At 64.3% G+C, this 11262-nt stretch carries 13 protein-coding genes; 8 read left to right on the top strand and 5 right to left on the bottom strand.

Annotated features, from left to right (window positions below; genetic code table 11):
• Positions 1 to 234 precede the first annotated feature (234 nt).
• From rho to hemE, 3 genes are all read right to left on the bottom strand, one after another.
• Positions 235 to 1500 carry a transcription termination factor Rho gene (gene rho, locus FJ953_RS25545; RefSeq protein ID WP_140491913.1) on the bottom strand — a complete coding sequence of 422 codons (1266 nt, stop codon included), beginning with the start codon at positions 1498 to 1500 and terminating at the stop codon, positions 235 to 237.
• Between the two features lie 174 nt (positions 1501 to 1674).
• Positions 1675 to 2211, bottom strand: a complete 537-nt coding sequence (gene hemJ, locus FJ953_RS25540) for a protoporphyrinogen oxidase HemJ (RefSeq protein ID WP_140625322.1) — start codon at positions 2209 to 2211, stop codon at positions 1675 to 1677.
• Entirely contained in the window at positions 2211 to 3242 is a 1032-nt protein-coding gene (gene hemE / locus FJ953_RS25535) for a uroporphyrinogen decarboxylase (RefSeq protein ID WP_140625321.1), read from the bottom strand. Before hemE ends, hemJ begins: the two co-directional genes overlap by 1 nt.
• A gap of 404 nt (positions 3243 to 3646) precedes the next feature.
• Here hemE and FJ953_RS25530 point away from each other — a divergent pair, with 404 nt between their 5' ends.
• The 5 genes from FJ953_RS25530 to dnaQ all read left to right on the top strand — a co-directional run bounded on the left by FJ953_RS25530 (position 3647) and on the right by dnaQ (position 7349).
• Positions 3647 to 4468, top strand: a complete 822-nt coding sequence (locus tag FJ953_RS25530) for a pyruvate, water dikinase regulatory protein (protein WP_140491905.1) — start codon at positions 3647 to 3649, stop codon at positions 4466 to 4468.
• 57 nt (positions 4469 to 4525) lie between these two features.
• Entirely contained in the window at positions 4526 to 5125 is a 600-nt protein-coding gene (locus FJ953_RS25525) for a Maf-like protein (protein WP_140491900.1), read from the top strand.
• On the top strand, positions 5118 to 5960 hold the full coding sequence (locus FJ953_RS25520; RefSeq protein WP_140625320.1) for a shikimate dehydrogenase: 843 nt from the start codon (positions 5118 to 5120) through the stop codon (positions 5958 to 5960). The genes FJ953_RS25525 and FJ953_RS25520 overlap by 8 nt, the downstream gene beginning before the upstream one ends.
• Positions 5957 to 6538 (top strand): dephospho-CoA kinase, encoded by a 582-nt coding sequence (gene coaE / locus FJ953_RS25515; protein WP_140625319.1) that lies wholly within the window; start codon positions 5957 to 5959, stop codon positions 6536 to 6538. The genes FJ953_RS25520 and coaE overlap by 4 nt, the downstream gene beginning before the upstream one ends.
• Positions 6539 to 6644: 106 nt before the next feature.
• A complete protein-coding gene (dnaQ, locus tag FJ953_RS25510) occupies positions 6645 to 7349 on the top strand; it encodes a DNA polymerase III subunit epsilon (RefSeq protein ID WP_140514104.1) in 705 nt (234 codons plus the stop codon).
• A 175-nt stretch (positions 7350 to 7524) separates the two neighbouring features.
• On the opposite strand, the gene secB is transcribed toward dnaQ, so the two are convergent.
• On the bottom strand, positions 7525 to 8022 hold the full coding sequence (gene secB, locus FJ953_RS25505; RefSeq protein WP_140491875.1) for a protein-export chaperone SecB: 498 nt from the start codon (positions 8020 to 8022) through the stop codon (positions 7525 to 7527).
• 164 nt (positions 8023 to 8186) lie between these two features.
• Complete coding sequence (locus FJ953_RS25500) at positions 8187 to 8687, bottom strand: FxsA family protein (RefSeq protein ID WP_140625318.1); 501 nt, start codon at positions 8685 to 8687, stop codon at positions 8187 to 8189.
• Positions 8688 to 8900: 213 nt separating this feature from the next.
• Between FJ953_RS25500 and FJ953_RS25495 the strand changes: the two genes are divergently transcribed.
• From FJ953_RS25495 to FJ953_RS25485, 3 genes are read left to right on the top strand one after another with little or no spacing between them, the layout of a single operon-like run.
• Positions 8901 to 9605 carry a Tim44/TimA family putative adaptor protein gene (locus tag FJ953_RS25495; protein WP_140491871.1) on the top strand — a complete coding sequence of 235 codons (705 nt, stop codon included), beginning with the start codon at positions 8901 to 8903 and terminating at the stop codon, positions 9603 to 9605.
• A gap of 24 nt (positions 9606 to 9629) precedes the next feature.
• On the top strand, positions 9630 to 10733 hold the full coding sequence (locus FJ953_RS25490) for a murein transglycosylase A (RefSeq protein WP_140625317.1): 1104 nt from the start codon (positions 9630 to 9632) through the stop codon (positions 10731 to 10733).
• Positions 10730 to 11260, top strand: a complete 531-nt coding sequence (locus FJ953_RS25485) for a Smr/MutS family protein (protein WP_140625316.1) — start codon at positions 10730 to 10732, stop codon at positions 11258 to 11260. The genes FJ953_RS25490 and FJ953_RS25485 overlap by 4 nt, the downstream gene beginning before the upstream one ends.
• Positions 11261 to 11262 lie beyond the last annotated feature (2 nt).

Raw genomic sequence — 11262 nt, 5'->3', positions numbered from 1 at the left:
ACAATCGAGGCAGCCGAATGCAGGAACTACTTCGAAAACGCAGGCTACGCTTCCGTCAAGATATGAAACGCTCTAGGGCGAAGCTCCGTCGCGGAGACCCTAGGATCCATGCCGTGACTTTCGAGCGCTGCAACAGGTGGAAGATCCAGTCCGCCGCGCTCTTTGGGAGAGGCCATGGCATGGATCCTCGGGTCAAGCCCGAGGATCACGAAGAAGTGGAGCTCGCTCTGCGAACTACGTATTCATTGAATCGAAGAAGTCCGCGTTGGTCTTGGTCTGCTTCAGCTTGTCGATGAGGAACTCGATCGCGTCGGTGGTTCCCATCGGCGCCAGGATGCGGCGCAGCACGAAGATCTTCTGCAGGTCAGCGCGCGGCACCAGCAGGTCTTCCTTGCGGGTACCCGACTTCAGAATGTCCATGGCCGGGTAGATGCGCTTGTCGGCGACCTTGCGGTCGAGCTGGATTTCGCAGTTGCCGGTGCCCTTGAACTCTTCGAAGATGACTTCGTCCATGCGGCTGCCGGTATCGATCAGCGCGGTGGCGATGATGGTCAGCGAACCGCCTTCCTCGATGTTGCGGGCTGCGCCGAAGAAGCGCTTCGGGCGCTGCAGCGCATTGGCATCGACGCCGCCGGTCAGCACCTTGCCCGAGGACGGCACCACGGTGTTGTAGGCGCGGCCGAGGCGGGTGATCGAATCGAGCAGGATGACGACGTCGCGGCCATGCTCGACCAGCCGCTTGGCTTTCTCGATGACCATCTCGGCGACCTGCACGTGGCGCACCGCCGGCTCGTCGAAGGTCGAGGAGATCACCTCGCCCTTCACCGAGCGCTGCATGTCTGTCACTTCCTCCGGCCGCTCGTCGATCAGAAGCACGATCAGGTAGCATTCCGGATGGTTGGCGGTAATCGAGTGGGCGATGTTCTGCATGAGAACCGTCTTGCCGGTACGCGGCTGCGCGTTGATCAACGCGCGTTGGCCCTTGCCGATCGGCGCCACCAGGTCGATCACGCGCGGCGAGATATCTTTGGAGGTCGGGTTGTCGATCTCCATCTTCAGCCGCTTGGTCGGATAGAGCGGCGTCAGATTGTCGAAGTGGATCTTGTGGCGGATCTTTTCGGGATCGTCGAAATTGATCGTGTTGACCTTGAGCAGCGCGAAATAGCGCTCGCCCTCTTTCGGACTGCGGATCGGCCCCTCGACCGTATCGCCGGTCTTGAGCGAAAAGCGTCGGATCTGCGAGGGCGAAATATAAATGTCGTCGGGACCCGGCAGATAATTGGCGTTGGCCGAGCGCAGAAAACCGAAACCGTCCTGCAAGACTTCGACCACGCCGTCGCCGATGATCTCGATGTCCTGGGCGGCCAGCTTCTTGAGGATTGCGAACATCAGCTCCTGCTTGCGCATGACGCTGGCGTTCTCCACCTCGAGCGATTCGGCATAGGCGATCAGCTCTGGCGGTTTCTTGTTCTTGAACTCGGTGAGTTTCATTTCTTGCATTAGGATAGACTCTGGGTAGGCTTTTGGGAGGAAATCGGCGGGATGCGATAAATGCCGGGCGCGGCCAAAAGCAATGAAGGGCGGCGCATGACGGGAAGGAAGACCCGTCTTTTATCGTCGGCCGGCTGAAAGAGCAAGCCGCCTTTTAGCAGGTCGTGAGAGAGGTCCGAAGGTTCAGAACGGCTTGACGACGACCAGGATCACGATAGCGATCATCAGCAATGTGGGGACCTCGTTGACGATCCGCCAGTGCCTCGCGGGTTTTTCGTTACGATCCTCGGCGAATTTTCGCACCGCGCCGGCCAGATAGCCGTGGATGCCGGACAGAACCAGCACCAGCGCGATCTTGCCGTGCAGCCAGCCACCCTGGAAACCAAAACCTTTCCAGGCCAGCCACAGGCCGAACACCCAGGTGACGATCATCGCCGGGTTGATGATGCCGCGCAGCAGCCGGCGCTCCATCACCTTGAAAGTCTCCGACTGCACCGAACCCTTCTCGGCATCGGCGTGATAGACCAGCAGCCGCGGCAGATAGAGCATGCCCGCCATCCACGAGATGACGGCAAGAACGTGGATCGCCTTGGCCCAGAGATAGAAGCCGTCTGGGGCCGCCAGAAACAGCAGCGCGGTGAGCACGACCAGGGCCGCGATGCCGATCACCATGCGCATCATCGCCTGGCCCGCGCTGTTGGTGTTGCTCATCCCGGCCATCAGCGTGTCGCGCTCCTCACCAGTTTCACCATCGCCTCGACATGCGCCACGGGCGTTTCCGGGGGGATGCCGTGGCCAAGATTGAAGATCAACGGTCCGCTTCCCAGGCTCTCCAGGATCGCGCTGACGCCGTCGGCCAGCGCCTTGCCGCCGGCGACCAGCCGCAGCGGATCGAGATTGCCCTGGACGGCCCCTTCCCGCTGCAACGCCTTCGCTGTTTCCAGCGGCACCGTCCAGTCGATCCCCAGCCCCGTAACGCCGGTCTTCTCGCGATAGCTCCGGTAGCGCGCGCCGGCGCCCTTGGGAAAACCGATGATCGGCACATCGGGATGGACCGCTCGAACCTGCCTGACGATCTCGGCCACCGGCTCGACGCAGAACAGCTCGAAACAAGCATCGTCAAGCACGCCGGACCAGGAATCGAATATCTGTACCACATCGGCGCCGGCCTCGATCTGCCTGATGAGATAGGCGGCCGAATGATCGGCCAGCACCTTGAGCAGCTGACGAAACGCCGCCGGCTCGCGATAGGCGAACAGCCGCGCCGGCGCCTGGTCCGGCGTGCCGTGCCCGGCGATCATGTAGGTCGCCACCGTCCATGGCGCGCCGCAGAAGCCGATCAGCGTGATTTCATCGGGCAGTTTCGTCCGCAACCGGCGAACCGTCTCGTAGACCGGTTCGAGATTCACGTGAAACACCGTGCTGTCCAGGGCCGCGATTTCAGCCGCCGTGATCGGCGTCAGCAGCGGCCCTCGCCCCTCTTCGAAGCGCACGTCGCGGCCAAGCGCATGCGGAACGACAAGGATGTCGGAGAACAGGATCGAGGCGTCGAAGCCGAAGCGCTCGATCGGCTGCATGGTCACCTCGAAGGCAAGGTCGGGATCATAGCAGAGGTCGAGGAATGAACCTGCGCGTCGGCGCGTCTCGCGGTATTCCGGCAGATAGCGCCCGGCCTGGCGCATCATCCAGAGCGGCGGCGGAAACACTGTCTCACCCTTCAGCACGTCCAGCATGATCCGTCTTGCAGGCATAGAGCGCTCGCCTCTCCCGGCTTCCCTTTAATCAAATATCTTATTTTAAAGAATCTTCTGATTCTAAGAGTCTGTTGGTTGTGGTGGTTGTCACCTGTCCCGCTTTGGCCGTCAAAACACCAGCAAGCATATTGTCGCGCATTTCCAATCGCCGCTTGCAGGGTTCTGGGGACGATCCGGAATCTTCCATTGGACTCAACACGCTAGAGCAGCGATCCTGCAGGCTCGTCCTGTGGATAGACAAAAGGCAAAAATCTTCGTCCACGGACTTGTCCCCAGCCGCCCGACGAAGCCTACAGCGCATCGAATTGTGGACAAACCGGCATCTGATACAGTCGATCCGGCCGGCGGGTTTTCCGAACCCTGCTTTATCCACATCCGCCCACAGCCCTAGGTAAAACCCTGTGAACAAACCCCAGAGCTTCTTCCACCTGCACCTGATCTCCGACGCCACCGGCGAAACGCTGCTCGCGGCCGGCCGCGCGGCTTCGGCGCAATACAAGGATGCGCGCGCCATCGAGCACATCTACCCGCTCATCCGAACCGAAAAACAGGTGGCCAAAGTGTTCGAGGACATCGAGGAGGAGCCGGGCATCATTCTCTACACCGTCGTCGACCAGAAGCTGGCGCGCGGCATCGACGAGCGCTGCGCCGCCATGGGCCTGCCCTGCGTCTCCGTGCTGGAGCCGGTGCTCACCGTCTTCCAGTCCTATCTGGGCACGCCGGCCGGCCGCCGCGTCGGCGCCCAGCACGTCCTCGATGCCGAATATTTCCGCCGCATCGACGCACTCAACTTCACCATGGAACATGATGACGGCCAGTTGCCGGCCAATATGGACGATGCCGACATCGTGCTGGTCGGCATTTCGCGCACGTCCAAGACGCCGACCAGCATCTATCTCGCCAACAGGGGCATCAAGACCGCCAACATTCCGATCGTGCTCGGCGTGCCGGTGCCCGAAAGCCTGGTCAACGCCAGGACGCCGCTGATCGTCGGCCTTGTCGCCACCGCCGAACGCATCTCGCATGTCCGCCAGAACCGCATCCTCGGCAACAGCAGCGCCTATGTGCCAGGCGACTATGTCGACCGCGCCGCCATCAATGAGGAGCTCGCCTATGCCCGCCAGATCTGTACCCGCCATGGCTGGCCGATGATCGACGTCAGCCGCCGCTCGATCGAGGAGACGGCGGCGGCAATCGTTGCCCTGCGGGGGAAGACGCGGTAGGTGCAGATGAGAGAAGTGAGGGGTGCGCGATGGAACGCCAACCCTGGGTGAACCAGCATGACCGAAAAAATCATCCTCGCCTCCGGCAGTCCGTTCCGCAAGACGATGCTCCTCGGTGCCGGCATCGACGTCGAGGCGGTTGCGCCTGATGTCGACGAGCGCGCGCTCGAGGCGCCCCTGCAAGGCAGCGGCGCCTCGCCCGAGGATGTCGCGCTGGTGCTGGCCGAAGCCAAGGCCACCGAAGTAAGCGAGCGCAGGCCCGGCGCGTTGGTGCTCGGCTGCGACCAGACGCTGTCGCTCGGCGACGAGGTGTTCCACAAGCCGGCCGACATGGAAGGGGCGCGCCGCCATCTGCTGGCGCTGTCGGGAAGGACCCATCAGCTCAACAGCGCCGCGGTCCTGGTCCGCGACGGCGAGGTGCTGTGGCGCCATGTCGGCATCGCCAGCCTCACCATGCGCAAGCTCGATCCGGCCTTCATCGGCCGCCACCTGGCGCGCGTCGGCTCAAGAGCGCTGTCGAGCGTCGGCGCCTACCAGGTCGAAGGCGAAGGCATTCAGCTCTTCGAGAAGATCGAGGGCGATCACTTCACAATCGTCGGCCTGCCGCTGCTGCCGCTGCTGGCCGAACTGCGTACGCTGGGAGCGATCGATGGCTGAGGCGACCAAAAAGGCCTTCGTCACCGGTCACCCGATCAAGCATTCGCGCTCGCCTAAGATCCACGGCCACTGGCTGGCCAGATACGGCATCGACGGCAGCTACCAGGCGATCGACGTGGCGCCGCAGGATTTCGCCGAATTCCTGAAGACATTGCAAGCGAGCGGTTATCTCGGCGGCAACGTCACCATCCCGCACAAGGAGGCGGCCTTCGCCCTCGTCGAGCACCTTGACGAGGCGGCCCAGCAGATCGGCGCGGTCAACACGCTGTGGCTGGAGGACGGCCAATTGTGGGGCGGCAACACCGACAGCCATGGCTTCGCCGCCAATCTCGACGATCACGCGCCGGGCTGGGCATCCAATGGCCCGGCGGTGGTGCTCGGCGCCGGCGGCGCCTCACGCGCCGTCATCCACGCGCTGAAGCAGCGGGGCATCCACGATATCCGCATCGTCAATCGCACGCTTGCCCGGGCGGCGGAGTTGCGCGACCGGTTCGGCGCCGGTGTCTCCGCGCACGGCATGGCGGTGACCGGTGAACTGCTTGCCGATGCCGGCCTGCTCATCAACACCACGGCGCTCGGCATGCAAGGCAATGAGGGTCTCGCCGCCGACCCGGCCCTTTTGCCGGACCACGCCATCGTCACCGACATCGTCTATGTGCCGCTCGAGACGCCGCTGCTTGCCGCGGCAAGCGCGCGCAAGCTGAAGACGGTGGACGGCCTCGGCATGCTGCTCAACCAGGCGGTGCCGGGTTTCGAGCGCTGGTTCAGCGTCCGGCCCCGTGTCACACCCGAATTGCGCGCGCTCGTCGAAGCCGATCTGGCGCCAAAACCATGATCGTGCTCGGCCTCACCGGTTCGATCGGCATGGGCAAGTCGACCACCGCGAAAATGTTTGCCGAGGCCGGCGTCCCGGTCCACGATTCCGACGAGACGGTGCATCGCCTCTATGCTGGCAAGGCAGCCCCCCTGGTCGAGGCCGCCTTCCCGGGAACCACCGGCGCCGGAGGCGTCGACCGGGCAAAGCTCGGCGCTCGGGTGCTTGGCGATGCGGCCGCGCTGAAAAGGCTGGAAGCGATCATCCATCCGCTGGTGCGCGCCGACGCCGACGCGTTCCTGGCGCGCAACCGCGCCGCCGGCGCGCCGCTTGCCGTCCTCGACATTCCGCTCCTGTTCGAAACCGGCGGCCGCGACCGCGTCGACAAGGTCGTCGTCGTCACCGCGCCGGCCGAAGTCCAGCGCCAGCGCGTGCTGGCGCGGCCCGGCATGAGCGAAGAGAAACTCGCCTCCATCCTGGCCAGCCAGGTGCCGGATGCGCAAAAGCGCCGCCAGGCCGACTTCGTCATCGATACCAGCCAGGGCCTGGATGCCGCGCGGGCTGAGGTCAAAGCTATCATCGCGGATTTGAGAGGTTAGATCGGCGCCTCTTTTCCTTCTCCCACAGGGGAGAAGGAAAAAAGTCATTGCCCATTGCCATTTTGTTCCGCTCTCACGATTCTGCTTGCCAGGAGCGACTGATTCGATGCGTGAGATCATTTTCGATACGGAAACCACCGGCCTCGACATGCGCGACGACCGCATCATCGAGCTTGGCGGCGTCGAGCTGGTCAACCGCTTTCCGACCGGCAAGACTTTCCACCACTACATCAACCCGCAGGGCCGCTCGATCCACGCCGAGGCGCAGGCCGTGCACGGCATCAGCATGGCGGACCTGCAGGGCAAGCCGTCCTTCGCCGAGATCGTCGAGGAGTGGATCGCCTTCACCGACGGCGCCAAGCTGGTCGCCCACAACGCCACCTTCGACATCGGATTCCTCAATGTCGAGTTCGGCCGGCTCGGCCATCCGGCCGTCGACATCGGGCGCGTCGTCGACACGCTGGCGCTGGCGCGGCGCAGGCATCCGATGGGTCCCAATTCGCTCGATGCGCTCTGCCGGCGCTATGGCATCGACAATGCGCGGCGCACCAAGCACGGCGCCTTGCTGGATTCGGAGCTGCTGGCCGAAGTCTATATCGAGCTGATCGGCGGCAAACAGACGGCTCTGATCCTGGACACCGTTTCAGTGCAGATGAACGGCGCGGGCGAAGTGGCAGACATCGACATCTCGGTCGGTGCGCGGCCGATCGCCCTCCCCCCGCGCCTGAGCGAAGCCGAGCGCGCCGCGCATGCCGGCATGGTCGCCACGCTGGGTGAGAAGGCGCTGTGGCTGAAGGTGATGGGCGCCTAAGCGCGCCGTTCTCCTCGCCTTCGTCATCCTACGGCGGAGCAGGAGCGAAGCGACGTCGCGGAGACCCTAGGATGACGAGGTCGGGGGCTCTGCGGCCAAACCGGCCACACCAGCCTCTAAAACGAAAAACCCGGCGCGAGGCCGGGTCTTTCTGCAATATTCGTACGAGCCAGAATCAGCTCACCTGGACCTTCGACGCCGCCTGGTCCTCCGCCAGCTTCTGCTGGAACATCTGCGCGAAATCGATCGGGTCGAGCATCAGCGGCGGGAAGCCGCCATTGCGCGTCGCCTCGGCGATGATCTGCCGGGCGAACGGGAACAGCAGCCGCGGGCATTCGATGAACAGGATCGGCAGCATGTGTTCCTGCGGGAAGCCGCTGATGGCGAAAACGCCGCCATAGACCAGCTCGACATTGAACAGCACTTCCTGGTCGAAGGACGCCTTGGCGTTCAGCGTCAGGTTGACGTCGAACTGCTTGTCGGAGAGCGGATTGGCGTTGACGTTGACGTTGATGGCGATGCCGGGCGCCTTGTCGCGGCCGCGTAGCGAGTTCGGCGCGCCGGGGCTTTCGAAGGAAAGGTCCTTCACATACTGGGCAAGGACGTTGAGCGAGGGCTGCGCCGTATTGCCGTTTCCGTTGGCGCCGACCGGCGCGTCATCTTTGCTGGCCATGAGCCTTGTGTCCTTTTGCCTGGGCAGCATTGCTGACCGAATTGAAATCGGGCGTTCGCTACCATGGCCGGCATGACAAGACAAGGTTTGCCGCCCTGCGACGGGAATGGCCTCGTCTGCGTCGAGATTCAGGTCAGGCCGGCATCACCTGAACATCAATAGCCTCAGTCGTCCTTCAGGCGGCGCCATGGCGAATTGTGGTCCGGCCCGCGCTTGAAATCGTCTTCGCGCGAATAATCGCCGTCGTCGAGGTCGATGACCTTGTCGCGCGGCCGGCCGCGGAAGCCGCCGGCCGAGAAATTCGTCGCTACCACGATGCGGCCCTTGAGCCTGCGCCAGGCAAGATCGCGCACCGGCGGCAGGAACAAGAGAATGCCGAAAATGTCCGATATGAAGCCCGGGATGATCAGCAGGATCGCGGCGAGCACGATCATGGCGCCGTGCGCGAGCTGGCGGCTCGGATCGCGGCCGGCGCCCATCTCGGTGCTGATGCGGCTCATGACGCCAAAACCCTGATGCCTGAGCAGCAGCGCCCCGGCGATGCTCGACGCGAGCACCAGGCCGACCGTCGCCAGCGCGCCGATCTGGCGCCCGACTATGACGAAGCCGGCGATCTCCAGCAGCGGAAGCGCCAGAAGAAAAACGGGAAATAACGAAATGCGCAAGTCTTGCCGATCCTTCCGATCGTTCTGGCGTTGGTCTGTTTTGCCTGCTAGCGGCCGCCGGCCGCTGGCGCCGAGGCTGTTAGATAGGTATGGCTGCCTTTGATTTGAATGATTGCGCCTTGCGTTCTATATGGTTTGCATGTTGAACGCTATGCGACCGCTGCCCTGTTGGCCGGGCGGTCCGGCCGAGGGCAGGATTGATTGGCGGAAGATATGGGTTTCTTCGACTTCGGCACGATTTTCTTTCTGATTGCGGCAGTTGTGATCTTTTTCCAGCTGCGCAATGTGCTGGGCCGTCGTACCGGCAGCGAACGGCCGCCTTTCGATCCCTATACCGCCGCCCGCACCGGCGACAAGGATGCGCAGAAATCCGAGAATGTCGTGTCGCTGCCGCGCAAGCGCCAGCCCGGCGAGCCGGCCGGCGAGGTCTATGCGGCCATCGACGCCTTTGCCAAGCCCGGAACCGACCTCAACAAGGGCCTGCGCACCATCAAGGACAACGATCCGTCCTTCGACCCGAAGGGTTTCATCGACGGCGCCAAGATGGCTTACGAGATGATCGTCATGGCCTATGCCGACGGCGATCGCAAAACGCTGAAGAACCTTCTGTCGCGCGATGTCTATGACGGTTTCGTCGCCGCGATCGGCGAGCGCGAGGCGCGGTCGGAAAAGATCCAGTCTTCCTTCGTCGGCATCGACAAGGCCGACATCGTCTCGGCCGAGATGAAGGGCGGCGAGGCGCATGTCACGCTGCGCATCATCAGCGAGCTGATTTCGGCTACGCGCGACAAGGCCGGTGCGGTCATCGACGGCGACCCCGAAACCGTCGCCGAGGTCAAGGACGTCTGGACCTTCGCCCGCGACACGCGCTCGCGCGACCCGAACTGGAAGCTCGTCGCCACCGAAGAAGAAGATTGAATCCCTGACCGCGGCGGGCCTGTCGTGTCCTTCCATCAGGCATTCAGCGAAAGATCCTTCGGCGCTCTGCCCGGCTGGGATGACGACGACCATCTGGCGGCCTTGGAGGCCTTTCGCCGCTCTGCCTTCCATGTCCTGGCCAAGCCCTATCGCAGCGGCGCGCTCGGCGTCGACTTCGACGCCTTTGCCGGTGCCTATGCCGAGGCGCGCGCGGCCCCTCCTGCCAGCCGGTCGGAGGCCCGCGCCTTCTTCGAGCGTCATTTCGTCCCCATGCTGGTGAGTCCAGAGACCGGCGCCGGCCTCGTCACCGGCTTCTACGAACCGGAGGTCGAGGCCTCGCCGGTGCGCACGGAGCGTTTTGCCGTGCCGCTTCTGTCGCGTCCCGCCGATCTCGTCGATGTCGACGACGCCAACCGGCCCGACGGAATGGACCCCTATCTCGCTTTCGCGCGCCGGACGCCGGACGGGCCGGCCGAATATTTCGACCGCGGCGCGATCGAGCGCGGCGCGCTCGCCGGCAAGGGACTGGAGATCGCCTGGCTGGCCGACAGGGTCGATGCATTCTTCATCCATGTGCAGGGCGCGGCGCGGCTTCTCATGACTGACGGCCGGCTGTGCCGCGTCACCTATGCGGCCAAGTCCGGCCAGCGCTTCACCGGGCCCGGCAAGGTGTTGAGCGAGCTCGGCGAGATCCCGCTGGAAAACGTGACGATGCAGTCGATCCGCGCCTGGTTCAGGGCGCATCCCGGCCGCGTCGACGAGATCCTGTGGCAGAACCGTTCCTATATCTTCTTCCGCGAGGCCGCGGTCGAGGACGCAACGCTCGGGCCGATCGCCGCCGCCAAGGTGCCGCTGACGCCGGGCCGCTCGATCGCCGTCGACCGGCTGCTGCACACATTCGGCACGCCCTTCTACATCGACGCGCCATCGCTGACGGCTTTCGAGGCAAAACCGTTCCGGTGCCTGATGATCGCGCAGGACACCGGCTCCGCCATCACTGGGCCGGCGCGCGGAGATCTCTTCGCCGGGTCGGGCGACGCCGCCGGCGAGATCGCCGGCGTGGTGCGCAATCCGGCCGATTTCTACGCACTGGTGCCGCGCCCGCTCGTCTCGGGGTCCAAGCCATGACCCGCCGCAGCGACAGATTGAGCGAGGACGACCGGGTGCTGTGGAACCTGGTGGCGCGCACGGCCAAGCCGCTGAAGGGCAAGGCCGCCGTGCCTGTCCCGGATTTCGGCATCGAGGCGAAGCCGGCGCCGACGCAACAAGCCCGGCCCGTTGCCGGTCCGGCAGGCGCGGCGAAGCCGAAGGCCCAGCATGTCTCCCATGTGCTCGACGAGCCGACGCTGGACAAACTATCGAAAGGCCGGCTGCCCATCGAAGGCCGCGTCGACCTGCACGGCATGACGCAGGACGAAGCCTATTCGCTGCTGTTTTCCTTCCTGCACCGCGCGCATGCCGGCGGCATCCGCTATGTCCTGGTCATCACCGGCAAGGGCTCTTCGTCGGGCGGCGACGGCGTGCTGCGCCGCGCGGTGCCGGCCTGGCTCTCAACGCCGGCGTTCCGGCCGCTGGTCTCCAGTCACGACCACGCCGCGCGCAACCATGGCGGCTCGGGCGCGCTCTATGTCAGGCTGCGGCGGGTCCGGTCGTGAGG

Source organism: Mesorhizobium sp. B2-3-6, assembly GCF_006442305.1.
Taxonomy (GTDB): domain Bacteria; phylum Pseudomonadota; class Alphaproteobacteria; order Rhizobiales; family Rhizobiaceae; genus Mesorhizobium.
This window is presented reverse-complemented; position numbering and strand designations above follow the sequence as displayed.